The sequence below is a fragment of the Fulvivirga ulvae genome (assembly GCF_021389975.1).
Classification (GTDB): Bacteria; Bacteroidota; Bacteroidia; order Cytophagales; family Cyclobacteriaceae; genus Fulvivirga; species Fulvivirga ulvae.
This window is the reverse complement of sequence record NZ_CP089981.1, coordinates 5,012,657-5,038,906: the sequence shown is the minus strand read 5'-3', so window position 1 is coordinate 5,038,906 and position 26,250 is coordinate 5,012,657. Positions and strand designations below refer to the sequence as shown.

The 26,250-nt window shown below is 42.6% G+C and carries 22 protein-coding genes and 1 riboswitch; of the genes, 13 read left to right on the top strand and 9 right to left on the bottom strand.

From position 1 onward, the window contains the following. The first annotated feature begins 16 nt into the window (after window positions 1–16). The 4 genes from LVD17_RS21275 to LVD17_RS21260 are packed head-to-tail and all read left to right on the top strand — an operon-like array spanning window position 17 to window position 3,732. The gene (locus tag LVD17_RS21275) at window positions 17–1,222 is read left to right on the top strand and encodes a CapA family protein (RefSeq protein WP_233761080.1); all 1,206 of its coding nucleotides are present in this window, start codon (window positions 17–19) and stop codon (window positions 1,220–1,222) included. Window positions 1,223–1,230: 8 nt separating this feature from the next. After that, window positions 1,231–1,569: a MerR family transcriptional regulator gene (locus tag LVD17_RS21270; protein WP_155169295.1), complete on the top strand. Its 339-nt coding sequence runs from the start codon at window positions 1,231–1,233 to the stop codon at window positions 1,567–1,569. Window positions 1,570–1,582: 13 nt separating this feature from the next. Beyond that, on the top strand, window positions 1,583–2,698 hold the full coding sequence (gene dprA / locus LVD17_RS21265) for a DNA-processing protein DprA (protein WP_233761078.1): 1,116 nt from the start codon (window positions 1,583–1,585) through the stop codon (window positions 2,696–2,698). After that, window positions 2,695–3,732 (top strand): J domain-containing protein, encoded by a 1,038-nt coding sequence (locus tag LVD17_RS21260; RefSeq protein WP_233761077.1) that lies wholly within the window; start codon window positions 2,695–2,697, stop codon window positions 3,730–3,732. Before dprA ends, LVD17_RS21260 begins: the two co-directional genes overlap by 4 nt. A 341-nt stretch (window positions 3,733–4,073) precedes the next feature. Here the strand turns inward: LVD17_RS21260 and LVD17_RS21255 are convergent, their stop codons facing one another. Further along, window positions 4,074–4,715 (bottom strand): tetratricopeptide repeat protein, encoded by a 642-nt coding sequence (locus tag LVD17_RS21255; RefSeq protein ID WP_233761075.1) that lies wholly within the window; start codon window positions 4,713–4,715, stop codon window positions 4,074–4,076. A gap of 76 nt (window positions 4,716–4,791) precedes the next feature. Continuing rightward, complete coding sequence (locus LVD17_RS21250) at window positions 4,792–5,646, bottom strand: hydroxymethylglutaryl-CoA lyase (RefSeq protein WP_233761072.1); 855 nt, start codon at window positions 5,644–5,646, stop codon at window positions 4,792–4,794. Between the two features lie 159 nt (window positions 5,647–5,805). On the opposite strand from LVD17_RS21250, the gene LVD17_RS21245 reads away from it, so the two are divergent. From LVD17_RS21245 to LVD17_RS21230, 4 genes are read left to right on the top strand one after another with little or no spacing between them, the layout of a single operon-like run. Further along, window positions 5,806–7,614, top strand: coding sequence for a DUF1800 domain-containing protein (locus LVD17_RS21245; RefSeq protein WP_233761070.1), 1,809 nt, complete (start codon window positions 5,806–5,808; stop codon window positions 7,612–7,614). Between the two features lie 3 nt (window positions 7,615–7,617). Beyond that, the gene (locus LVD17_RS21240; protein ID WP_233761069.1) at window positions 7,618–9,333 is read left to right on the top strand and encodes a DUF1501 domain-containing protein; all 1,716 of its coding nucleotides are present in this window, start codon (window positions 7,618–7,620) and stop codon (window positions 9,331–9,333) included. Between the two features lie 32 nt (window positions 9,334–9,365). After that, window positions 9,366–10,235 carry an outer membrane beta-barrel protein gene (locus tag LVD17_RS21235; protein WP_233761067.1) on the top strand — a complete coding sequence of 290 codons (870 nt, stop codon included), beginning with the start codon at window positions 9,366–9,368 and terminating at the stop codon, window positions 10,233–10,235. Between the two features lie 13 nt (window positions 10,236–10,248). After that, complete coding sequence (locus LVD17_RS21230) at window positions 10,249–11,457, top strand: hypothetical protein (RefSeq protein WP_233761058.1); 1,209 nt, start codon at window positions 10,249–10,251, stop codon at window positions 11,455–11,457. Between the two features lie 40 nt (window positions 11,458–11,497). On the opposite strand, the gene LVD17_RS21225 is transcribed toward LVD17_RS21230, so the two are convergent. From LVD17_RS21225 to metH, 3 genes are all read right to left on the bottom strand, one after another. After that, window positions 11,498–11,935 (bottom strand): Hsp20/alpha crystallin family protein, encoded by a 438-nt coding sequence (locus LVD17_RS21225; protein ID WP_233761056.1) that lies wholly within the window; start codon window positions 11,933–11,935, stop codon window positions 11,498–11,500. Between the two features lie 336 nt (window positions 11,936–12,271). Beyond that, window positions 12,272–13,225 carry a methylenetetrahydrofolate reductase [NAD(P)H] gene (gene metF / locus LVD17_RS21220; RefSeq protein WP_233761054.1) on the bottom strand — a complete coding sequence of 318 codons (954 nt, stop codon included), beginning with the start codon at window positions 13,223–13,225 and terminating at the stop codon, window positions 12,272–12,274. Between the two features lie 60 nt (window positions 13,226–13,285). Further along, complete coding sequence (gene metH, locus LVD17_RS21215; RefSeq protein ID WP_233761052.1) at window positions 13,286–15,970, bottom strand: methionine synthase; 2,685 nt, start codon at window positions 15,968–15,970, stop codon at window positions 13,286–13,288. A gap of 87 nt (window positions 15,971–16,057) precedes the next feature. Then, a riboswitch (SAM riboswitch) is annotated at window positions 16,058–16,171 on the bottom strand. A 93-nt stretch (window positions 16,172–16,264) separates the two neighbouring features. On the opposite strand from metH, the gene LVD17_RS21210 reads away from it, so the two are divergent. The 3 genes from LVD17_RS21210 to LVD17_RS21200 all read left to right on the top strand — a co-directional run bounded on the left by LVD17_RS21210 (window position 16,265) and on the right by LVD17_RS21200 (window position 19,011). Next, window positions 16,265–16,735, top strand: coding sequence for a nuclear transport factor 2 family protein (locus LVD17_RS21210; protein WP_233761050.1), 471 nt, complete (start codon window positions 16,265–16,267; stop codon window positions 16,733–16,735). Between the two features lie 175 nt (window positions 16,736–16,910). Next, window positions 16,911–18,128 (top strand): pyridoxal phosphate-dependent decarboxylase family protein, encoded by a 1,218-nt coding sequence (locus tag LVD17_RS21205; RefSeq protein WP_233761048.1) that lies wholly within the window; start codon window positions 16,911–16,913, stop codon window positions 18,126–18,128. A 118-nt stretch (window positions 18,129–18,246) separates the two neighbouring features. After that, window positions 18,247–19,011, top strand: a complete 765-nt coding sequence (locus tag LVD17_RS21200; protein WP_233761045.1) for a cyclase family protein — start codon at window positions 18,247–18,249, stop codon at window positions 19,009–19,011. A gap of 22 nt (window positions 19,012–19,033) precedes the next feature. Here LVD17_RS21200 and LVD17_RS21195 read toward each other — a convergent pair whose 3' ends face one another. Next, window positions 19,034–20,446 (bottom strand): PP2C family protein-serine/threonine phosphatase, encoded by a 1,413-nt coding sequence (locus LVD17_RS21195; protein WP_233761043.1) that lies wholly within the window; start codon window positions 20,444–20,446, stop codon window positions 19,034–19,036. 135 nt (window positions 20,447–20,581) lie between these two features. On the opposite strand from LVD17_RS21195, the gene LVD17_RS21190 reads away from it, so the two are divergent. Beyond that, window positions 20,582–21,124 (top strand): YfiT family bacillithiol transferase, encoded by a 543-nt coding sequence (locus LVD17_RS21190; protein WP_233761041.1) that lies wholly within the window; start codon window positions 20,582–20,584, stop codon window positions 21,122–21,124. 490 nt (window positions 21,125–21,614) lie between these two features. Further along, entirely contained in the window at window positions 21,615–21,917 is a 303-nt protein-coding gene (locus tag LVD17_RS21185) for a hypothetical protein (RefSeq protein WP_233761039.1), read from the top strand. A 650-nt stretch (window positions 21,918–22,567) separates the two neighbouring features. Here the strand turns inward: LVD17_RS21185 and LVD17_RS21180 are convergent. The 3 genes from LVD17_RS21180 to LVD17_RS21170 form a co-directional block, all read right to left on the bottom strand. After that, window positions 22,568–22,942 carry a transmembrane 220 family protein gene (locus LVD17_RS21180; protein WP_233761037.1) on the bottom strand — a complete coding sequence of 125 codons (375 nt, stop codon included), beginning with the start codon at window positions 22,940–22,942 and terminating at the stop codon, window positions 22,568–22,570. A 105-nt stretch (window positions 22,943–23,047) separates the two neighbouring features. Then, the gene (locus LVD17_RS21175; RefSeq protein WP_233761035.1) at window positions 23,048–25,360 is read right to left on the bottom strand and encodes a TonB-dependent receptor; all 2,313 of its coding nucleotides are present in this window, start codon (window positions 25,358–25,360) and stop codon (window positions 23,048–23,050) included. Between the two features lie 16 nt (window positions 25,361–25,376). Next, on the bottom strand, window positions 25,377–26,249 hold the full coding sequence (locus LVD17_RS21170; protein ID WP_233761033.1) for a sugar phosphate isomerase/epimerase family protein: 873 nt from the start codon (window positions 26,247–26,249) through the stop codon (window positions 25,377–25,379). Window position 26,250 lies beyond the last annotated feature (1 nt).

The following is a 26,250-nucleotide window of genomic DNA, read 5'->3' as shown; positions in this document are numbered from 1 at the left end:
CCCCGTGATTAATAATATGATATACACTTTTCTGAAATATTCATGTCTGTTGTTGGCTATAGCAGTGGTATTCAGTGCGTGTAAAGCCTCAAGGCCTGCACAAAAATCCCCTGGACCTGCGGAAAAAGACACTTTGGAAATCGTACAGATCGATACTGTCGTCCAACAGCCGGTTGATTCTGCCATAGCACAGGTTGAAGAAATTCAGGACTCAGTCGTCATCAGCGTACACCGTGTACTTAAAGACACCCTGTCAATCATTGGTGTTGGGGACATCATGATGGGAACCAATTACCCGGAAAACTGGTACTTACCTCCAAACCACGGAACCCAACTACTCGCCGAGGTCGATACCATCCTCAGAAATGCAGATGTTACATTCGGAAATCTGGAAGGTGTCATCCTTAACAGTGGCGGTGACGCTAAATATTGCAAAGACCCTAAGGTATGCTACATATTCAGGTCACCGGAATACCTGGCACAGAACCTTGTGCATGCCGGCTTTGACGTAATGAGTACAGCTAACAACCATGCCGGGGATTTTGGCAATCCGGGAAGGAAAAATACCATGAAGGTATTGGATTCACTAGGTATTAAACATGCAGGCTTACTGACCCACCCCTACACTACTTTTGAGAAAGAAGGAATGCGCTACGGTTTTGCAGCGTTTGCACCAAACACTGGTACCGTAAGCATCAACGATATTGCAAATGCACAAAAAATAGTGGCTCACCTCGACTCCATCAGTGATATAGTTATCGTTAGCTTTCATGGTGGTGCAGAAGGAAGTAAATATCAACATGTACCCAGAAAAAATGAGTACTTCTACGGAGAAAACCGCGGCAATGTGTACCTGTTTGCCCATCAGGTAATAGACGCAGGCGCTGACATCGTTTTTGGGCACGGCCCACACGTGACCAGAGCGGTTGAAGTTTATAAAAACAGGTTTATTTCGTATAGCCTCGGTAACTTTTGTACCTATGCCCGGTTTAATTTAAGAGGAGATAACGGACTGGCCCCGATCATTAAAGTTTTTACCGACAGCCAGGGCAATTTTATCAAAGGGGAGATCACTCCTGTAATTCAATTATCTCCGGGAGGCCCAAGCATCGACCCTCAGAAGCGAGTCATCACTCGTTTGCAGCAGCTTACCGAAAAAGATTTCCCGGAAGTAAAAATAAAAATTGACGATAGCGGTATAATTACTTATATTCAAGACTGAATTTATCCATGCCTTATAAAGAGAAGACCATAGAGAAGAAGTATTATGCCATTGGAGAGGTGGCAGCTATGTTCAACGTGGCAACTTCATTAATTCGGTTCTGGGAAACCGAATTCGACATTATCAAACCTAAAAAGAACCGTAAGGGCAATCGTCAGTTTACAAAAGAAGATATTGACAATGTAAAACTTATCTATCACCTGGTCAAAGAGCGAGGCTTCACACTTCAGGGTGCTAAAGACATGCTTAAAAATGACTCTAATGCAGTGAAAGATAAGATGGACATGATCGATTCTTTAAGCAAGGTAAAAGAATTCCTTCAGGAATTGAGACAGCAGATTCCCTAAGCGCATTTAAAACATGGATCAGAACCGGCTGGCTCAACTGGCACTGCATTTTATTCCCGGAATCGGAAATTTCACAGTAAAACAACTTGTTAGCTATGCCGGGTCAGCAGAAAATGTATTTAAGCTTCCCAAGGCAAAACTTCTTAAAATACCGGGTATCGGCCCTGCAATAGCCAAATCCATTCTAGAACATAGACCTTTTTCGAAAGCTGAAGAAGAATTGATCAGGGCGGAGAAAGAAAATACCCGCCTGTTGCTCTACTCAGATAAAGATTTTCCTCAAAGACTTAAACATATCAACAATGCCCCTTCACTGCTGTACTATAAGGGAAATGCTGACCTTAATACAGCAAAAGTGGTAGCCCTTGTGGGAACAAGAAACGCAACCCAGTACGGCAGGGATTTTACGGCTGAATTCATTGAGGAGTTAAAAGCACATAATACACTAATCGTAAGTGGTCTGGCTTATGGCATTGATATCCAAGCCCATAAATGTTCTTTAAAATCGGGCTTACCTACCGTAGGTGTAATGGCCAGTGGGATAGACATCATATATCCTGCCCTGCACAAGGAAACAGCCCGTCAGATGACTGAACATGGTGGTATACTTACCGAACATAGTTTTGGCAGTAAACCTGATGCTCCGAAATTTCCGGCACGTAACAGAATCATAGCTGGAATGGCGGATGCCATTGTTGTGGTTGAGGCCGCTAAAAAAGGCGGCGCTTTAATCACCGCAGAAATTGCCAATAGCTATAGCAAAGATGTATTCGCTGTACCAGGTGACCTGAAAAGTTCTTTTTCCGAAGGTTGTAACGACCTGATCAAAACGAACAAAGCGCATCTTTTAACCGGCATTAAAGATCTGGAATATATTATGAATTGGGAACCTTCGGGGGAGGGTAAGGAAAAGCAAGAACCGCTAATTGATATATCTTCGCTAGATGACGAAGAAGTATTGGTATTTTCAGAACTAAAAAAACATGGCAATGCAATTGCCATAGATAACCTAAGCTGGCAAACCCAGCTTCCGGTAGGCAAGTTGGCTTCAGTTTTACTGAACCTGGAATTCAAAGGATTCGTTAATTCCTTACCGGGTAAAAGCTATAAGCTCGCCAACAGTAAATGAGAGATAATTATTATCACATTTTAGGACTTGATAACTTTGCCTCACAGGAAGAAATAAAGCGTGCCTATCGTTTGTTGGCAAAAAAATATCACCCCGATAAGAATCCGGGTAAACCTGACTACGAAGAGAAATTCAAAAGAGTTAATATTGCTCACAAAATATTGACTGATCCTGTTGAAAAGTTACGCTTTGATCAGGCCTTAGAACAACAGCGTTTATACACGGATACTCCAAAATATTCACCAAGACAAGCTTATTACACGACAGAAAAAAGAAGATATACGCCTACTGCCTGGATGTATGCCCGGATATTCATCATCGCTTTTATTATGGCGATAATATTGATCCCAATCGGACTGATTTATAAATCTTCAATAACTTCATATGAAAGAGGCATTGAGGCACTTGAAAAGCAGGAATATTACCAGTCTCTCAATCATTTTGAGCGTGCCATTACCACTTTCGGAGGTCGAGCAGTTGAAGCTGGTATAACCGGAAGCAAAGTATCAGTGTATAACCTTCGAAGTTATGAACAAGGGCTATATTTTGCCAATCGTGGACTGGAGCATGCTGAAAAACAGGTTGAGTATGCAGAATTGTATTTTCTGAAGGCCTTGTCCTACAAAGGACTGGGAAATTACACAGAGTCGATGAAAGCTCTGAATGCAGCTGATTCGCTCCACTACCCTACCGATAGCCTTGAACTTCAATTTGGTCTTTTGAATGCATTTAGCTTATATGAATATGAGAAAGGTGAAAAGAACTTCAACTACCTTATTGAACGCAATGTTCACCTGCCGACCGCCTGGTTTGGCAAAGCCTGGTGTTTACAGAATCAGGAGATGTATAAAAAGGCAGCTGAAACATACTCCAAGGTTATTGAACTGAACCCAAAGCATGCCATGTCTTACTACTACAGAGGAATGAATGAAATTAGTTACTCCGATAGTACCGCGGCCTGCCATGATTTTGCCAAAGCACTTGAACTTGGATATGAAAAGGCAGCGATTTTATATAGATATCATTGTGAATAAGAGTAACTGCTTAATATTTCTCTGGCTGCAATATCCAGTTTTAAGTTTTGGTTCTTTGGTCGTTTCTGAATCACCCCGAATAAACACGACAGGCAAACTGTAACAGGTTTGACATGAATATCAGATAAAAAAATTAAGCTAAAAAGCAGTGGAGCAAACGGATCGGAGATAAAATTCACAACGTAAAGTTTACCGTGAAAATAAGTAAATCACGCCTATTACTGTTTTAATCCTGATTTTGCTGATAGCTGTCGAAGAGTCAGTGTCCTCCCGATAATTCCGCTTGATCAAAAAAAAGGACTCCACCGAAGCAGAGCCCTTTTTACCATGAAAAACCCCGATTAATTGTCTTTGTCGTTATCAGTAGTATATATACGCTGATTGCACTTTTCTCTTATAATATCATAGGCCTTCAAATCACCAAGCTCACCAGCCTTACTCAGATCAAGGCATCCCTGTTGCAGCTGCCCAAACTCCAACCTGAGCACGCCACGGAGGTAATAAGCATCCACGTTTTTCGGATTAAGTTCTATTATTTTCGAGCAGTCATTGATCGCATCCTGATAAGCCTCTAATTGTTGTTTGGCCTGCCCTCTTCTGTAGTAGGCATCCAGATTGTTAGGATCCATCTCTATGGTTGAAGAATAGTCTTCAATCGCTCCATAGTAATCCTGGAGACGGTATTTGATATTGCCTCTGGCAAAATAGGCCTCTGAATATTTAGTGTTCTTTTCAATGGCCGTATTGAAGTCCTTCATTGCTCCATGAATATCTTCAAAGGCCTCTTTGATTTTTCCTCGCATGTAGTATGCCTGGGCATAGTTGGGATCAATTTCAATGGCTTTATTGTAGTTGATAACAGCCTGCATATATTCGCGCTGTTCATAAAGCTTTTTTCCTTTGTCCGTAAATTCAGCGGCTGTTTGTCCGTACGAGGTAACTGAAAGGATCAGACCAACGGCCACAATCATAATTTTTCTCATTTTAGAATCTTATTGGTTTTTCAGGGGTAACAAAATCCAACCAAAAAGAATGCTAAAAATTTAAAATAAATGTAAATCAGTGAAATTGAGTAAAAATAGAAGGTGCTGACGACAGCGCCTCAGAAAAAAACCTTTTATCAAGTCCCAATTTGGGATTTTTTGTCTCTAAATAGGATACAATAGTTTCAGTAGCTATGTTTCCAACAAGATCATCCTTAGCCATAGGGCATCCGCCATATCCATTGATAGCACCATCAAAACGACGACAACCTGCCATATATGCGGCATCAATTTTTTCCAGTGCTGTATCTGGGTTAGAGTGCAAATGCGCCCCAAATTCAATTTTAGGGTATGCTTTTATAAGATTGTCATAAAGATAGGTGATGTTTTCCCGATTTGAGACCCCTATTGTATCAGCCAGAGAAACTATGTTTATTCCCATTGAAGACAGGATATCTGTAAACTTACCTACTATTTCCACATCATAGGGATCTCCGTAAGGATTGCCAAAGCCCATGGAAATATACGACACCAGTTGTTTGTTATACTTTATGCATATTTCCTGTATTTCGTTCAGGGTATTCAGTGCTTCTACGATAGATTTATTGGTATTTCTTTGCTGAAAAGTTTCTGAGATTGAAAAAGGAAAACCCAGATACGTGATAGCAGAATGCTGGGCGGCATCGTGAGCTCCCCTGGCGTTGGCTACTATGGCCAACAGTTTCGACTTTGTACTGGTCAAATCAAGCTCTCCTAATACCATAGCGGTATCTTTCATTTGGGGAATAGCTTTTGGAGATACAAAGCTTCCAAAATCAATGGTATCGAACCCGACTTTCAAAAGTTTATTTATATATTCAACCTTTAGTTCTGTTGGTATAAATTCTTTGATACCTTGCATGGCATCTCTGGGGCACTCAATTATTTTCATGTCTGTTTCAAAGTGAATATGCAAATGTATTGGTTCAACCTATAAAAGACAAAAACGTATCATTGAACGGTCAAATTGTTGATTTATCCTACATAATTAAAAAAGAATAGTTTTTAATTTTTAGATTGAGTATCCAAAACTGCTAAAACATTAACTAACATGCCATTAACAGCTTTAACTGGTTCACTGGGGGTGAAACGAGCTGCCCATTTATTGCGCAGGGCCACCTTTGGAGCGACTAAGCAGCAAATCGATTATTTTGCAAATCTAACCGCATCTCAAGCCGTAACACAACTTTTTGCTACTGATTTACCTGACCCAATATTGCCCATTGACCCTGCTACAGGACAAGAGTGGGTGGAAAGTGGTGTTGTAGAAGGAGCAAACAGCGGGGACGATGAGCTTAGAGCGTACTTCAAAGCCTGGTTTATCGGACAGATGATGAGCACCGATATTGCTGACAGCCACGAACTGGCCTATGCACTTAGGGAGAAAATCACGCTGTTTCTTCATACACATTTTACTACAATGGAGGAAAAAGTAGACGACAGCCGTGCACTTTATTTTCAAAATGCCCTTTTCAGGCTGTTTGCTTTTGACAAAGAGGATGAAAATGTGGTAATAGTCGATGAAGACACCGGAAGCTCTCAAAACGAAATAGCTCCAAGAAACTTCAAAGAACTAACTAAGAAAATTTGCATTGACAATGCCATGCTCATTTTTCTGGATGGTCGCCAGAATGTGAAAGGCAGTGTAAATGAAAACTATGCCCGTGAAATGTTTGAACTCTATACCATTGGCCGTGGACTTGAAGCCCGGGTAAACGGCATGACCCCTCCCGGGCCGGATGATTATTTTACATTTACGGAGCAGGATGTTCAGTCTGCGGCAAAAGTGCTTTCTGGATTTGATAGAGATGAAAATTTTGAAACTATCGATCAGTATACGGGCATTCCGAGAGGCCGGATCAAGGGCGGTGTAATCGCTACCCAACATGCTGAGGGCGTAAAACAATTCAGCGATTACTTCTCCGGATTTAATGATGGTAAAGTAACTCCCGATCCAACCCTTTTTCAGGGCGGACCTACAGAGGAAAGTGCCATCGATGAAATCAGCCAATTAATAGACATGATCTACAGCAGAGAAGAAACAGCACGGCATATCTGTCGCAGACTGTATCGCTTCTTTGTCTACTATGATATTGATGAAACGTTGGATGATGACGTCATAGCTCAAATGACAGCCACATTCACTGCCAATGACTTTAAAATACAGCCTGTACTGGAGGAGCTTTTTCAAAGTGAGCATTTCTATGACAACGTTTCCGGCGTTGAGGATGACAAATTTGGAGGCATCATCAAATCACCTCTTGACCTGATTCTGGGTACGCTTAAATTTTTGGAGATAAAGCTCCCATCATACCAGGCAAATCTTGAGAGTTTCTACATGATGACTGCTAGCTTGACAGACCTCATGGGACGCCAGGGAATGACATTTTATGAGCCCTATGAGGTTGCCGGCTATGTGGCATACCATCAATACCCGGTTTATAACAGAAACTGGATATCTACCAATTACCTTACTCAACGCTATGATTACATACGGCAGTTGATGAATCAAAATGAGGGCTTGCCAGCCTTTGATATCCTGGAATTTGTGAAGCTGAACTTCAATGCTCAGGCCACTGATGCAAAGCAGTTCATTACCACACTGGCTCCTTATATTTTCCCGTTTGCGGAGAATCTTGACTATGAAGTAGATGGTGGCGACCTGACCAAAGAGCGCATCAGATACTTTTTACAAGTATTTATACAATTTGATGACTATCAGAATACTGCAGCCGTAAACCAGGCCAATGCTGACTGGGGTAGTCTGTATGCAGATCCATCAAAATACCTTGAAGCCGGGGAATACCTTAGAAGGCTTTTTAATGCAATGATGCAGTCTCCTGAATACCAACTATTTTAAACCATGAAAAGAAGAAAATTCCTAAAACAGCTCCCCATGCTGGCGGGTGCTTCGCTGGCGTTGAATAATGTACCTATCCGTGTAATGGGTGAGTCGAGCCATTTCCTCAGGCTTGCAGATCAAAGCAACAGCGACCGGGTAATGGTGATTATTCAGCTTCATGGGGGAAATGACGGCTTAAACTCTGTTATTCCTGTAGAGCAATATGATCTGTATTACAGCAGAAGGGCCAATATTGCCATTCCGGCAAAAAACAGTGTAAGAAGATATATTCCGCTTGACTCTACCTTACCCTCTGCAGATCAGGTGGGTCTGCACCCGGATATGATTGGCGCAAAAGACCTGTATGACAGGGGCCGGATGGCTATTGTACAGGGTGTCTCCTACCCTAATAACAACGGATCTCATTTCAGAGGCCGTGACATATGGCATATGGGTGGAGGCTTTGATGATTACTATTCTTCTGGTTGGGTAGGCAGGTACCTGCAGAACAATTATTTACCCAAAGTCTATCCGAATGATTTTCCTAATGCTGATATGCCCGACCCCCTGGCTATAGAGGTAGGCAGCGACGTATCGCTAATGTTTCACCAACATGGCAACATACCGACCTCTATTTCAATACCAGGAGGACCTCAGGGGTTCGCGGACCTCGTAGAAAGTCTTGAAGGGTTTGAAGATAAGCTCATTGACCCACGAGGTAAACCACCTGTAGGTCTTGACAACTCTCCTTATGGTAAAGAACTCAACTGGATACTGGGTCTCGAAGACAAATCTGAAGATTATGCTGCCAGACTTCTGGAAGTGTGGAACAATGCCAGCGAAACCTCAGTGACGTATCCTGAAATTTACCCTTTCAATGCTCCCTCTGGCAGCCTGACCAACCGGTTAACACCTCAGTTACAGGTAGTTGCAAGGCTAATTGCCGGAGGTGCAAAAACAAAAGTCTACCTGGTGAGAATAGGTGGTTTTGACACCCACGCCGATCAGGTTGAGAGTTATGACCCTACTATGGGCTTACATGCTGCTTTGATGTATCATATCTCTTCTGCGATGAAGGCTTTTCAGGCCGATCTCAGATCCCGGGGTATTGAAGACCGTGTATTATCCCTGACCACTTCAGAGTTTGGACGAAGAATAGATTCTAACGGCAGCTATGGTACTGACCATGGTAAGGGTGGGCCGATGTTTATTTTCGGTAAGCATGTAAAACCGGGAGTATTGGGCACCAACCATGACTTATCTACCGGACGTGGAAATATAGATATGCAGCATGACTACAGACAGGTGTACGCAACTCTCCTGAAGGACTGGATGCAAGTGGATGAGGATGTGGTTAATAATGATATTTTCTTCGGAAACTTTATTGACGGGCCAAAAGAAGATGGCACCGGCAACTACGAACCGTTACAGTTAATTTCGGAAGAGGTAACAGGTACGGAGGCTTTCTTTAAAGACCGCTTCAGGCTTAATAACGCTTATCCCAATCCTGCATCAGGATCTACTCATATTTCCTTTTACATAAATACGGAAAACCAGGTAAATATTAAACTTATAGACCAGAAGGGACAGCTGGTGAAGTGGTTAATGCAGGAAAGAAAAGGTCCCGGAGAGCATAAGTTCAAAGCTAACCTTGCCGGTATCAAGCCAGGGATCTATTTTTACCAGATAGAATCGGGTATATTAAAAGACACTAAAAAACTGATTATAAGAGAGTAATAAGTCAAATGAAAAACCTAACCACTCTGATTTTGAGTACTGTACTGATCTTGGGATACCATGTTGCAGATGCTCAAAATAAAAGAAAAAGAGATAAAATGTATCCCGCTTACAACACTTCCAGGCCTAAAAAGGAAGATCGCTTTTTGCAAACTCAATGGTGGCTTGGCTTCAGAGCCGGTGCAAACCTAACGGAAGCTAATCCTATAAGACGTTTTTCAGGGTTCAGTCCTATCAATTATAACCAGGAGCTTACCGAGAAAACTTACAGTGGTTTTGAGCTGCCTGGTGCCCATGCAGGAATTGAGATCACCTTTTATCACAGAGGGTTTTCTTTTAGTCTGCAGCCCAACTATCGCAGGCAAAGGTTTTCTTACTATAACGAGTTTACCTGGGACGATGCTGAAAACGGTGATAACCAGCTTGATTTGAAGTATGACCAGGATCATCAACTGGATTATATTGAAATACCCTTTTTCGTCAAATATGACCTTACCAGAGGCAATCTAAGGCCTTTCATTCAAATTGGCGGCTACTATGCCAGACTGGCCAATGCGAACAAGGCAGTGGAAATTACAGGAACTGATTATGCCTCAGGAGACGCCGGTCCTTTTAATACTGAAAATATAGTAATAGGTGCCAAAGACCTCTTCATCAAAACTTCGGTTGGAGTCGCCGGTGGTGTAGGTGTGAGCTACGACTTCTGGAATATGAGGTTGGTACTGGATGCTACATATCGCTATGGTATGAATAACATTACCAATGCCAAAAACAGGTATTCGAAAAATGAATTGGCTGGGATTGGAGATGCGCTTGATGATGTTGAAATGCGAAATATCTCATTCGGCCTCGGTTTTCTGTTCCCTCTGAGGTTTATCAACAAACAGTTTGATGCAAATTAATCTTTCACCAACCATGAAGAATAAACTTAATGCATATATTGCCTTCATTTTTATAATGATGGCACTCCTTTCATCGTGCGATATTTCAGACAATGAGATCGCGCCTGATGCTTCATTTTTCAGAATTTATGACAATGACCTGTTTCAGGCATCTTTTATTCCAATAGATGTAAAGCAGACCGGAGACGGCGGTTATCTGATCTTAGGAGCCACAAGGCTGGATGACTCTGATTTTCTGGGTGTATACCTTTTAAAGGCAGATGAAAACGGACAATTTGTTTCCGAACAAAACCTTTCCTCTCAGTTTGTACATCCTGTCAACAGCCTGATAGAACTTGAAGACAAATTCTATTTTGTGGCCATGGAAGCCACCAGCCTCCAGGCACATTTGTTTACGCTGAACAGCGCAGGCCAGTTGACAGACACTGCTGCTATTGGTGGCAATGTGTACTATCCTTTATATGCTGCTGCCGATGAAAACAGCATCATACTCCACAGCTATGACAATGGAGATAAGCGATCAGTGCTATCGCTGGTCAGCACGTTAGGACAGGTGATGAACCAAATTGACTTTAGCATTGGCGCCGGGGATGAAGTAGAGGCGCCTATTATTGAACACTTTACCAGAACAGGCAGGCAACTCCCCTTCTCAGCGGGTAAAATGGACAACGGTTTATATTTCTTTAATGGGTTTTACAACTACACCATGTCGCTGGTATTCACTAATTTTTCCAGTGAAGACCCCAATGGCGTTACCCAGGGCCAGCATGATAATGGAGGGATAAGCGCTGTTTCGCACATAGCGGGAAATAACTTTGCTATTGCCAGGTTCAATTACGGGGATAATTATATTCTACCCAAAGTAGAGCTTAATGTAACCGGAACCACCTCGTCTTTTGATCTTGCAGGAAATTCGTTTCCTGAGCTTGTTCCTGACGCACCTGTAATAGTGAAGAAAATGAGCATTGATGGCAAGGATGTATCCTTATATGGCAGTCATACCAAAGCGGGTAAGATCATTTTAATGGCCTATAGTGCCAGTTCAGGTGAACTTTTGGGTACAAAACATCTTGGTTATGCCAACCCGTTTGAAATTGCAGGTTTTAATGCCACTGAAGACAATGGACTAATCGTAGCAGGCGCTACGTCAGTGGCAGACCGGTTTACACGTATTTGCCTCTTCAAGTTAACTGAGGATGAACTTGTTGAGCTTGTAAACTAAATCAATTCCGGAAGGCTCAACCTGATCCTTCCGGAACTTCTTACCATCTCTTTATCTCAATATTCTTGTGAAAACCTGTTTTAAGCTCGTTGAAAGGTAAAAAGACATTTAAAACACTACTTTCAAAAGAAGCAGATATATTTCTGAAATCTATTTCGGGTGACAATGGACACGTAGCTACTACATGAGGAACCATTACCGGCGAATCATTCCTCCCCATAAACTCAAGGTTATGATATACCATTAAGTTCTGATCTATGATCTCCACTTTTACTTTTTCTATATCTACTCCGGGAATGCGGGCCTTTATTAAATAGTGATCAGATTTCTTTTCGAGCTTCACCTTAGGTTCACTGATGCCCCCATTAAGAGTATTCACTATATCTGCCGTCTGTAGTACTCTTCTAACCCATTTTTTATCTTTATCATATTTCATAAAAATCTCCTTTCCATTTGGTGTTATAACAACAACCTTCATACCATTATCCGGGCGTTAGTTCTCGCATGCCATAATGACCTGATATAAGAAAGTTATTAGACAGAGTGACAGGAATTTTAAGTTTGCAAGTTGAGCTTTAGCGGGACGGTATCAACTAAACTTCTTACGGAGTACTACCCCCTGACAGGGTATCTGCTGCCTGTTCATGGAGCCACTGAAATGAAGTTTCGCAAACGAGATAGCACATTAACTTATACTTCTGGTTAAATACATTACCTTCTGCCTGTACTCCTGAATAGTTAAGGCTTTACCAAACTTTTGGAAGTTTAGTAAAGCCGGTATTTAGTACTGTCGGTAGATTTTTCGCAAGTTTAATCAAAATAGCTCCTTGGCTATATTCAATACTGAATTTGATTTACCCATCGAATAGTAATGCAATACGGGGACTCCAAATTTCACCAGTTCTTTTGACTGTTTTATAGTCCACTCTATGCCTACCTGACGCACTTGCTTGTCATCCTTGCATTTTTCTACAGCATCTGCCAGCTCTTCAGGCAAATCAATGTAGAAAATTCGTGGTAGTACATTTAACTGTCTCTTGGTAGTGAGCGGTTTTAATCCCGGAATAATAGGTACATTGATACCCATTTCCCTGCATTTTTTTACAAACTCAAAATACTTCTTGTTATCAAAAAACATCTGTGTTACAATATAATCAGCCCCCATGTCTACCTTCATTTTAAGGTATTTCATGTCTGTTTTCAGGTTGGGAGCTGCAAAGTGCTTCTCCGGATACCCTGCCACACCTATACAAAAATCAGTAGGATTGGCATTTAGCAAGTCCTCGTCAAGGTATTTCCCTTTGTTCATGTCCACCACCTGACCCAGCAGATCTGAGGCGTATTTATGTCCGCCGTTTTCCGCCACAAATACAGATTCCGTTTTTATTGCATCCCCCTGAAGTAATAACACATTATCAATACCTAAAAAGTTAAGGTCAATCAATGCATTCTCCGTCTCTTCTTTGTTGAAGCCTCCACATATGATGTGGGGAACGGTATCAACATTATATTTATTCTTGATAGCCGCACATATACCTACTGTTCCGGGGCGTTTTCTGATCGATTTTTTTTCGAGCAGACCGTTTTCCCTTTTCTTGTAAACAAACTCCTCTCTGTGGTACGTCACATCTATAAAAGGAGGTTTAAATTCCATAAGGGGATCAATATGATTGTAAAGGTTATCAATATTCTCTCCTTTTAACGGAGGCAGTATTTCAAATGAAAAAAGTGTTTTTTTTGCGTTCGAAAGATGTTCTGTTATCTTCATATTCGTTCTGGGATATTCCGGTAAATGCGGAAACTGTAAAAAATTTTCAAATCATAATTTTTAATAGGCTAGGTTCGGCCCAAGCCATTTTTCAATTTGTTCGGTTGACATACCCTTTCTCAGTGCATAATCCTCCACCTGGTCCTTTTCAATTTTACCCAATCCGAAGTATTTTGAGTCGGGATGGGAAAAGTAAAACCCGCTCACGGCAGCTGCCGGGTACATAGCATAAGAATCGGTAAGGGATATCGCCGTATTTTTTTCTACCTGCAACAGGTTAAACAGCAATGGCTTTTCCGTATGGTCAGGGCATGCAGGGTAACCCGGTGCCGGCCTGATACCGGCATATTTCTCTCTTATAAGTTCCTCGTTTGAAAGACTTTCCTCAGGTGAGTATCCCCAAAGGTCTGTCCTGATCTTGGCATGCATGAGCTCAGCAAAGGCCTCTGCAAGCCGGTCAGCTATGGCCTTAACCATGATCTCGTTATAGTCGTCATGGGCCTTTTTGTATTTTTCAATAAGCGGCTCTATGCCAATACCTGTAGTAACGGCAAAGCCTCCGATATAATCCGTAATGCCTGTATCTTCCGGAGCTACAAAATCAGCCAGGCACAAATTAGGGATTCCTTTACCTTTTTTGCCCTGCTGTCTTAAAAAATGAAATGTTTCCACATGCTCACCCTCAGCAAAAACCTTCACATCATCCCCAACTCTTTTGGCTTCGTAAAGGCCTATAACACCATTAGCATGGAGCAAATTGCCCGCAATGATCTCATCGAGCAACTGATTGGCATCATCATACAGCTTCCTGGCTTCGGTACCAATAACTTTGTCATCAAATATCTTGGGAAACTTGCCTTTCAGCATCCAGGTCTGGAAAAACGGAGTCCAGTCTATGTATTCCCTGATTTCGGCCAGTGGATAATCATTAAACACTTTGTTGCCCAACTCCCTGGGTTTAACCGGCTTGTACGCTGTCCAATTTATGGGTGTCTGGTTTGCACGGGCTTCGGCCAGACTGATATAAGTTTTGTCTGATTTGCGGGAGGCATGTCCTTCTCTCAGCTCTTTATACTCCTGTTTAATTCTCTTATGAAAGGCGTCGCGCGTGTTTTTGCTTATTAGTTCTCCGACTACAGGCACACTTCGCGAAGCATCGAGAACATGAACTACAGAGCCACTGTAATTTTCATCAATCTTCACCGCCGTATGTACGCGTGAGGTCGTGGCTCCTCCTATAAGTAAAGGAAGTTTCAGTTTTTTCTTCTCCATTTCCTGGGCTACATATACCATCTCATCCAGAGATGGGGTGATCAATCCGCTAAGGCCAATAGCGACCACATTTTCTTTAATAGCTGTTTCCAGAATTTTTTCTGCAGGCACCATAACTCCAAGGTCTACGATCTGGTAATTGTTGCAAGCTAAAACCACACCTACAATGTTTTTCCCGATATCATGAACGTCACCTTTTACAGTGGCCAATAGTATCTTGGCGGCTGATTCAGTAGATTTGTTGCGCCTTTTCTCTTCCTCCATGAATGGCTCGAGATAAGCTACCGCTTTTTTCATAACACGGGCGCTTTTCACTACCTGAGGCAGAAACATTTTACCAGCGCCAAAGAGATCCCCCACTATATTCATACCATCCATTAAGGGGCCCTCTATTACCTGCAATGGCTGACCATATTTCATCCGCGCCTCTTCGGTATCTGCATCTATAAACTCGATTATTCCCTTTACCAAAGCATGTGATATACGCTCTTCAACAGTACCCTGCCTCCAGGCATCATCGCGCTGTTTCTTTTTCGCTCCGCCTTTTACTTTTTCTGCAAAATCCAGCAGTCTTTCGGTAGCATCATCACGCCTGTCCAGCAGCACATCTTCTACATACTCCAGCAGGTCTTTAGGAATTTCATCGTATACTTCGAGCATGGTCGGGTTTACTATGCCCATGTCCATACCATTTTTTATCGCGTGATACAAAAAGGCCGAATGCATGGCCTCCCTAACTGCGTTATTTCCTCTGAAAGAAAAGGAAACATTACTTACCCCACCGCTCACATGGACCCCGGGCAGATTTTCCCTGATCCATTTAGTGGCATTGAAGAAGTCCAGTGCATTTTTCCTGTGCTCTTCCATACCGGTGGCCACCGGGAAAATGTTCGGATCAAAAATAATATCCTGCGGAGGAAATTTAACTTTGTTGACAAGGATGTCATATGATCGCTTACAGATATCTATTCTTCGCTGATAGTTATCGGCCTGACCATCCTCATCGAAAGCCATAACCACCACCGCAGCTCCATACTGCTTGATCTTTTTAGCCTGTCTTGTAAATTCTTCCTCCCCTCCTTTCAGGCTTATGGAATTGACTATGCCTTTACCCTGAATGCATTTAAGGCCTGCCTCAATAATGTGCCACTTCGAGGAGTCAATCATGATCGGGATCTTCGATATCTCCGGCTCTGAGGCTATCAGGTTTAGAAATTTGGTCATTGCCTCTTCCCCATCTAGCATCCCCTCGTCCATATTGACATCCAATACCTGTGCACCACCTTCTACCTGGTCACGCGCTACTTCAAGTGCTTCTTCATAGTTATCTTCCTGTATTAATTTCAGAAATTTCCTGGAACCCGTTACGTTGGTTCGCTCACCGATGTTAATAAAATTAGCATCCGGTGTAACAATCAAAGGCTCTAACCCACTTAATCTTAAATACGGTATCTTCTTTCCGTTGATATTCATCAATTAAAAAATGTTATAAACAAAAAAAGCTCTCCCGATAAATCGGAAGAGCTTCTATATATTTTAATGTATCTCGATAGCTTTACCAACTTATCTGCCCTCACACAAGTGTGAAGATGGATTTAGCACCTTTTTCCTAATGATCAGGAACGGTTGCTAAGGCTTCGCCGGGCCATATCCCTCAGCCTTTCTTGATAAGAATATTAAAAGAACAAACTTTGTACAAATGTAGAATATTTTTTTTAACAACAAATTTAAATGTTCATTTTAGTGACCTAAAAAATATTAAGCATTATGAACACTAACACGGAAGTGATCAGGAAGTTTTACGATGCCTTTAAGGCAGGTGATGCTGAAGCCATGGCCTCATGCTATCATGCTGATATTCAGTTTGAAGATCCCGTTTTCAGGAAGTTAAAGGGTGACGAAGCCGGAGATATGTGGAGAATGTTGCTATCTGGCGCCAAAAATCTTCACATCGAATATTTTGAGGCTGTTGCAGATGGAGATGAAGGATCTGCCCGATGGCATGCTACTTACACATTTTCAAAAACCGGCAGAACAGTAAACAACAAGATCAAAGCACGCTTCAAGTTTAAAGACGGAAAGATCATAGTACATAAAGACAGTTTTAACTTCTGGAAATGGAGCAGTATGGCGCTAGGTCCGGTGGGTACATTTTTGGGCTTCACTCCTTTCCTGAGAAACAAAGTGTCCGCACAAACATTAAAATTGTTAAAATCTTACAGGGAAAAACGAAAATAAATATACCCCTCTACTCCTCTAACCCGGCTCACGCCCCAGAGCTGTTTGTTTTATTCTAAACTTTCCTATATTAGCATCGGCCGCATGCTTTGCCGCTGTTCCGCACGAGGTTCAACACTTCGCTATCCTATCGTGATAGCTTGCCTAATAATTATTAAAAAACAAATTTTAAGAAATGCGTATCTGGAAAAAACTTACCCACGGTGAAATTCAGGAGCGGGTATTTGGTGCTCTAAAACAAAATGTAAATTATTACGAAGCCAATATTCTGGGCATACCTGCCTCACACCTCGATGACAAGGTATTTTATCAGGATGCGCCATTTCTGGATCACGCTCCTTACCTGTCAACCCTGATCCATAATCCTAACCACATTGGCTGCCACACGCTGGGTAAGTCTGAAAGTTTCTTTAAAGGCACTCAGGAGATCGAAAAGGAGCTGGTGAGAATATGCTCAGAGGAAATACTTAAAGGTGCCCCGGATAGCTTTGATGGTTATGTGGCATCAGGTGGTACAGAGGCCAACATGCAGGCAATATGGGTTTACAGAAATTACTTTAAAGAAGAGCTGGGTGCCCGGCAGGAAGAAATCTGCATCTTATGCTCAGAAGACAGCCACTACTCTACCAGCAAAGCGGCGAATGTGCTTAACATCGGCATTGCTTATGTGAAGGTGGATGATAACAACCGATCGCTGAGTAAAGAAGAGATAAAACAGGCTATTAAAACTCAGCAGGATAAGGGGCATAAATATTTCATCGTAATCGCTAATATGATGACCACTATGTTCGGGTCTGTTGATGATGTAAATCTGTATACTGAAACCCTTGACCAGTTGGGCAGCAAATATAAGCTCCATATCGATGGTGCCTATGGTGGTTTTTTCTTTCCCTTTTCAACGGATATTCACCTTTTGAATTTTTCAAACCCTAAAGTTGATTCCATCACACTGGATGCGCACAAAATGCTACAGGCTCCATATGGAACAGGTATCTTTCTTTGTAGAAAAGGACTGATTTCGTACGCTAACACCAAAGAGGCCAGCTATGTGGAAGGTGAAGATTACACTTTGATAGGAAGCCGCAGTGGTGCGAATGCCATCGCAGTATGGATGATTTTGATGACCTATGGCCCTTATGGCTGGAAAGAGAAGATCCTTGTTTTGCTAAACCGGGCAGACTGGCTGTGCAACCGGCTAAATGAAAAGGGCATTGCACATTATCGTCAGCAGGGCTCCAATATTGTGACCATTAAAAGCAGTGACATCAAAGCTGAAGTAGCTAAAAAATATGGCCTGGTACCTGATAATCATAAAAAACCGAAATGGTTTAAAGTGGTGATCATGGAGCATGTTACCATCGAAAAACTGGAGCCTTTGGTCGGTGAATTATAACAGGCTAATTGCATTTGCCGGTTTCCACGAGTTCACAAAATAAAGCTGTTCTTAAGCTGTTATCATTTTCTTTTGTATAATCGCTGATATTTTTCGGAAACCAACTTAACCTAAGCTTATGCAAATAGTCGACCTGTCCAAAACCATTGAATATAACCGCAATGACCCATGGTTTATGCGGATCAAGATCAAGCACAAACCACATAACAAAGCTCATTGGCTGATACGCCTGTTTCTTGGCCTGCCCAAACGGCTGTTTCCAGATAAATTTAACGGCTGGGCTGATGATACCATAAAAAACATGGGTGTTCACTCTGCCACGCATATCGATGCCCCGTGGCATTATAGCCCGATCTGCAATGGTGAACGCGCAAAAACCATCGATGAGGTGCCTTTGGATTGGTGCTATGGTCCGGGTGTCGTTATCAATATGACCCATAAAGAGGATAATGACCCTATTACTGCTGAGGACATCAGCAGGCAGGTGGAGAAGGACAACCTTAACATCAGCCAGGGTACCATTGCTCTTATCCGGACTGACAGGGACAAGTATATGGGCACAAAGGAGTTTCCTGATCGCGGTACAGGTATGAGTGCCGAAGCTACCAGGTGGCTGATTGGCAAAGGGGTAAAAGTAATGGGAATTGACCAGTGGGGCTGGGATCTGCCTTTGAAGTACATGGTGAAACGGGCTAAAGAAGAAAATAATTCCAGGCTCTTTTGGGAGGGACACCTTGTAGGGCAAGACAAGGAATATTGCCATATGGAGCAGTTAACCAACCTTAAATCACTACCTCTCCAAGGCTTTAAGGTGGCAGTATTTCCTTTGAAGATCAAAGGTGCATCTGCCGCTCCTGCAAGGGTGGTTGCCATGATTGATTAGAATCCTTTTCCCGGTGTTTTGATTATAGCTTCACTCCTATGATCAAAACATCATCGGTCTGTTCATTTCTGCCGCACCATTCGCTAAAGGTGTGCTCTATCACACGCTTTTGATCTGATGCCCTCATGTGATGATTGTTAAACAGAAGTTCGCGAAAGCGTTTGCTCATAAAGCGTTTGAAGTCACCTCCCCCATATTGATCCCTGAAACCATCGGTAAACATGTAGAAATCAGAGATCTTGGCAAGCTCAAACTTATGGTTTCGGAACTTATGATCGGGCCTGGTCAGCATTCCACCAATGGAAACCCTGTCAGCTTCAACTTTCCTCATTTCTCCATTTTCAATTAATAACAGCGGATGTTTGGCTCCGGCAAATTCTAATACCTGCTGCTCCTTGTCAATTACGCATATGGAAATATCCATGCCATCGCGGTTATCGGTTTGTTGCTGCCTCAGGGCATAGACAATCCTTTGTTGCAGGTAATCCAGTATTTTGGCGGGTTCAAAAATAAAGTTGAGTTCGATGGCTTCCAGCAGCAGGTTATAGCCTATCATGCTCATAAATGCCCCGGGTACACCATGACCTGTACAGTCTACTGCAGCAATAAAAACCCTTTCCCTGATCTTGGTTACAAAGTAGAAATCCCCGCTCACCAAATCCCTGGGTTTGAAGAAAAGGAAATGGTCGGGCATCATCTCCCGCATTTCTTCTTTCAAAGGGAGTATAGATTGTTGTATAGTCTGAGCGTATTTGGTCTGCTCATTGATCAGACGCACCGACTCTTTCAGATCGTTATGTAACCTGAGCAATTGGGAATGCTGATAGGTGATCTGGTTGTTTTTCTTCTGTATGCTCTTTTGATATTTTTCATTCTCTTTTCTGAAAATAGCAGAGATAACGGCCAGAAGGATGATCGTGATCATAATATTGATCACATAGGCCAGTTTTAGCTGTTCTGTCTGGTAAAATGACTCATGATCGAAATTATACATCTCTACGGTAATGATGCACAAACCTCCGAGTGCAATGAGCAGGTAAACGTATACCGTACGGTCAAAGAACAGCACTGCAAGCCCTGAGCAGGCAAATATGATCAGTTGTGATCCTCTTTCGCTGCCCCAGTACAACGTAAGTGAGCTCAAATAAAAGAATGGGATAAGCAGACAAAGCAACCGTGCAGCATCGTACTTTTTCAATTTATTGAGCAATATAGGGATGGGAAAAAGCAATGCCCCAACAAGTTGAACGGACCACTCTTCGGGAACCTGCATGATCAGGCTCTTGATAATGATGACCAGAAACAGGATCTCCCCTGTGAGCAGTATTCCGTTAATCAGCCGAACCTTCCGTACTTCAAAGGGAGACAGGTTCTCATCAACACCAATATTTACCAGATGCTCCCTGACGGAAGATATTTTATTTTTTAAATTCATTTATAACATTTCAGGGTTCGGATAAGGTAATCAGGGGCTTTAACTAATCCATAAAAAAATCGTAAGTACCTACAAGCTGTTCAATTTCGATAAATATAATTAGTCAGCTAAATTATAAAACTTAAATAATTATCCATGACAACAGATCAAATAGAATCTTTAAAATATCCTATTGGCAAATTTCAATGGCCTGAAAACATATCTCCCAATCAGCTAAAGGACTGTATTGAGCAAATAGAGGCTCTTCCTGCAAGGCTCCGCCAACTTGTAAATAAACTTTCAAACGATCAGCTGGATACCCCATACCGCCCGGAAGGCTGGACAGTCAGACAGGTTATTCATCATATTCCCGATAGCCATGTTAATGGGTATGTACGGTTTAAATGGGCGCTAACTGAGGATAGACCGGTGATCAAGGTGTACGAAGAGCAGCACTGGGCGGAGTTAACGGATTCCAAATCAGCACCTGTTGAACATTCACTACTGCTACTTGAAGCCCTTCACTCTAAGTGGACATACCTGCTGAAAGGCTTGTCAGTTGAAGATTTTGGCAGGGAGTATATTCACCCAGAAACCGGACGTGGTATATCCCTGGCCGCAGGTACGGCCCTTTATGCATGGCACGGTGAGCATCATTGTATGCATATTAAACGACTTTTGGAGGTGAATGGGTGGTAGGTGTCGGTATTCAGTATCAGTAAGTGGTAATCGGTGTATTTGGCTGATAAATTATTTTTTAGAATGGCAACTTACAGAGCTAAATTGCGGCTTTACCAAACTTCATAAAGTATCTAACTCAGTTTCCTGCATAGGCAGAACTGTTCGCAGCAACTACTTAGGTAGATCCTTCCTGCCGTCAGGACGACTGCGGGGGTGGACTGTAGAGTGGCTTTGGCTGTTCGTCAATGATTAGAGTTGACCTGTTTAAACTAAAACTTATTTACTGTTCACTGCTTATCAGTTTAAACACTCCTATAATCCCCTCAAGGGGATAGCAGTGCCGTGGAAATATTTAAAATTTCGATTCTTTAATACACTTTCTTTCCACCGTTTACTGTTTACCAACCGTTTTTCCGATTATCAAATCCTGAGCACCGATTACTCCTCTTTCACCAACAAATCCACTTTAGTATTGGATATTTAAATCCACTAAAATTAGATTTACGGTATGCTAATTAATCTTAATGATCAGGATGATTTCACCATTGAAAGGTTGAGGTTGCTGATTGGTTCTGAGGATGATACGGTAAATACGCAATTTCGGGTAACGGATGGCGGCATGCTGTTTCTTTCCAGGGTTACGGGGAATCGGGACCTTGAGGGGGTCAGGTTTTGTTTGGAAACCAATGCGCGTGGGAATGGTTATGTGGGTGAAGTGGCTGCCAGGGATGATGTTTGGGTGAACAGGGTGTACGAGGTAATCAAAAGGAACTGGCCAGAGCCGGTTGCGCCTTATATTGATAATTTTTGAGGAGCTGTTTAAACATTGGGTTTTTCTTTTAGAGTCCGATAACTTGTCTTGAATGGCGTAGAACTCACTTTAAGAGATATGTTAGCTCAGACTCCTGCTGTTGGTGGGTGATTTGGGGCAGCTTTTCATAGATTAGGAAAGCTTAGTAAGGCAATGCTTGAAATCAGGAATTCAAATCTATTGTTTTACCCCAGTTTGCCGATTGCTTTTGCCGATTGCCGTTAACAGGTGTCTATCAAACAAAGATTTGAAACGTTGATATCTCCCCGGAAAATTCAGTTTGATTCGTTGGGCTTGGGTCAGCTTTCTATAGGTTTGGCAAGCTTTACTAGTCTTGAAAAGCTTAGTAAAGCTGTGCTGCTCCATTGCTGGAACCTTTTCGACGATATTTATACTTTTGCATTTCCCAATCTTTTTGCTTTGAAATAGTAAAACGGCAAAAATGCTTATTACTCTTATTTGCCAACTGCTTTTGCCGATTGCCGTTAACAGGTGTCTATCAAACAAAGATTCGAAACGTTGGTATCTACCCGGAATTTCAATTTGATCTGTGGGCTTGGGTCAGCTTTCTATAGGTTTGGCAAGCTTTACTGGTCTTGAAAAGCTTAGTAAAGCCTGCTGCTCCATTGCTGAAGCTTTTTCGACAATAATTATACTTTTGGGTTATCCAATTTTCTTTCTTTGAAGTAGTAAAACAATAAAGCGCTGAGGCCAATTAAAAGGCCGAGGAACTCCCGGCTTTCTTCTATGTATGGTTTGGTTGCTTTCATTTCCTGGGCCAGCTCCTGTGGTGTGCCATGTTGCAGCCAGTCCAGCACTCCGGGGATGTAGAAAAAGCTGTAGATCAGTCCGGCTACAATGGATATGAGGATTAAACGTACCGGATAAATCTTGAAAAGGTATAATATTGGGATAAGCGCTACGTACCCGTAGATCACTATCCAGAGCCATGGGTCGGGATCGTTGTATTGTAATGCAGCAAATACAAGAAATGTCAATGCCAGAATAATGCTCGTGATTTTCATGTGTAATAGGTCTATTTTCAATCTCCAGATAAACTTAGTCACCCTTGCTTTACAGCCGGTATATTAACGGACTCTAAGTTTATGCTCATTTCATGTATTTAAATCTCAAAATTCGACTTTGTAAACCAGCACCGGGATTATTCCCAGTTGTTTTTTGACCTCTGCTTTTTGTTTCCGGAAGTCATAATATCGAAAACCGTCATTTTCAACAGATAACATATTTTGGATATCGATGGCAAACATTCTGCTATAGCCGGCTTTTTCCTTTTTAAAGCTCACCCTGAAATCCATTCTGAAATAATCACCCAGTTGATCTGAAAAAGCCCTGTTTTCCTCAAATATAGTTTCTCCATTGGCCTGTGACATCGGCTCTGAAATTGGGGTTGAACGCAGGCCTCCCGCGTAAAATAGACGGCCATTAAGTCCGGTAACCCTAACGGCCTCTGCACCCTTCTCTTTGGTATATTCCTTACCGGCGGTAAAGCTGAAGGTATAATTATTATTGAACCTCGAATCTCGCTCTACACCGTCGCTGCCCTCATAGGTGGACTCAAACAAGGAGCCACTTGCGATGTAGTAAAACCCGTTGCTCATTGGCTTTTCATAGGAAAGGTTTAACCCGTAGATCTCTCCACTGCCCTGATTACTTAAGGGCTCAAGGATATAATCATTTAAATGGTTTACTAATGAAAAAGAGCTCTGACGAGCAGCGCTGACAGGGATGTCATACAGCCGCTCGTAAAACAACTGGGTGGTTAGCAAGGATTTGATAAATATGTGGTTATAACCCAGGCCGGTGTGGTGTGATTTGCTCATTTCCAGGTGCTTGTTGCCTGAAGAAAAATAAACCTCAGGATTTTGCAAACGGGCTTGATGGCTATAATTGAGACTAATAGTGCCCTGCGATGTGACGTTGTAGTTTACTACCGCGGAAGGCAGCCACGACGTACTGTTATTAAAAGTGTAATACATGTGCCTGAGGCCTATCTGAGAAGTCCATTTCGGAGCCAGCAGCGTATTCGCCTGAATATAGGGTTGGAACAGTAACCCGTCTGCACTTTCATCCATTAACCTGCCGCGTCCTGTATATATCTCTTCTGCAAAAACCTCATGGGTAGTATAATTAGCTGTAATCCCTGTCACTAAGCGGGTATGCCCAAGGGTTGAAGCAAACTCTGCATTGGATGAAAGCTGGTAGCTCTCTGTTTCAAAATGCTCTGCATCTAAGTCTGTTCCTTGCCGGGTTAAGCCCCTGGAGGTACGCTCATTTTGAAATGCAGAAAAGGCCGTACCTAAAGACAATGATGATCGCTGCCCTATTGACAGGATTTCTTTAAAACCAAAGGCTCCGGTTGCCGATGAGTAGTCAACCGCAGTACTGTCCTTGTCAATTTCCCATTCTTTGGGTTCGTCAATACCTTCAAACTCGTTTTTGGACTTTCCTCCATAACCAAAAACAGACAGCCTGCCTCCTTTCTTCTGATCAAAGGAGATATGAAAGGCGGCATCATGATAGTTGATCTCTTCACCTCCAAAGTCAACGCCCAATTGGCTGAGTAAGCCCACTGTAGAATATCTGTAATTGACGAGAAATGAGGACTTGTCCTGCTTCAAAGGTCCTTCGGCGGCCAAGTCTAAGCCTATCAGACTGGCCTGGCCGGTATAGTGGTTTTCCTTTTTATCTCCACTTCGAAAATTCATACCCATAACACCAGACATTACATTTCCATATTGCGCTCCAAAGGGTGCTGTAATGAACGCCGTTGCTCCCAGCATTTGTGCACTCAGTACGTTCACTCCTCCTCCATTTGAAGTTGGCCGGTCACTTAGAGTTCCTGCATTTGAAAGGTGATTGGGGTTAAGCACGTCCAGTCCCTCTACACGCCATAGTAGCCCATTAGGTGATTTTCCATTGATGATGATGTTATTGTTCTGATCATTTTGTGGCACTACTCCGGGGAACGAGATCATTACCCGTGCCGGGTCAAGATAGTTGGCAGCAAAGCGTGTAGTTTGCTCGATAGATATACTTCGTTTTCCGACAGCATCAACATCAGCTATAAATGGCTGACTACTTACGGTTACCGCCTCCAGCTCATTGTAAGCGGGGGCCAGCTCCATTTCGATGTAGGCAGGCTTCCCTCCTTCCACCACCAGATCAACGTACTTGCGGTCATAGCCAATATGGCTAATTACCAAAACGTACCTGCCAACAGGTACACTTTCTATTTCGAAGGCTCCCTGCTCATTCGTAGCAGTTCCCAGCAATGGATCTGTATCCTTTAGATATACCTGCACACCTTCTACAGGCTGCCTGGATATCTGATCAAAAACACAGCCCCTTACCTGTTGCCTTGGCTTCTGAGCGCGTAGCAAAAAACCTGAAACCATCAGTAAAAGTAAGAGGTACGTTCTCAACAAAAGCATTCCCGGTTTATGCAATGATCTCCTGCAGGTTGTTGTAGCTGGTTTTTACATTTTCAAAAGGGTCTCCTTCTATTCTGTCCTGCTCAACAAAAAAGTGCTTCAGGCCTGCTTTGTCTCTATTGGCAAATATTTGATCAAAATCAATCACTCCGGTACCTACTGCCGTAAACTCACCGGCTTCATTCATGTCCTTTACATGAAAGAGTGGGAAACGTCCCTCGTTTTCTTTGAACAATTGTATGGGATCAACACCCGCCTTCCGGGTCCAATACAGGTCCAGTTCCATTTTTATCAGTTCTTTATCTGTTTCTGAAAGTAAAATATCATAAGGCACTTCGCCCTGAAGTGTTTCAAATTCAAAGGCATGGTTGTGGTAACAAAGCTGAATACCGTTTTCTTTGGCAATCTCACCGCATTTGTTGAGCAATGCGGCAGTTTCTTTATAGGCATCCAGGGTTTCCCTTTCGAAATCAAAAAGGTAGGCGCACACCATAAATTTTTGCCCCACTTCAAGTGCGTCTTCTACGGCCTGCTCCCAGCCATTGGTCAGAGAGCCTTGTTTCTCTGGTGCCTGTTTCCCGCTGAGGTAGTGGCCACTTACAGCTTTTAACCCATTATCATCCAGCAGCTTTCTGAACTCTTTGGCAGATAAACCATAGTACTGCCGCTCTCCATATCCGGCTGATTCCACTTCCTTATAACCCATAGCCGCTATTCTGCCAAGCGTGGCTGCCGGATCTTCCGCCATCCGGTCGCGCAGGGTGTAAAGCTGAATACCTGTAGCTGGAGCCGCCTGGGACAGACAGGAAGGTATGACCATCAGGCCAACGCCTGCCAATGCACTGTATTTTATGAAGCTTCTTCTGGTATGGTTTTTCATC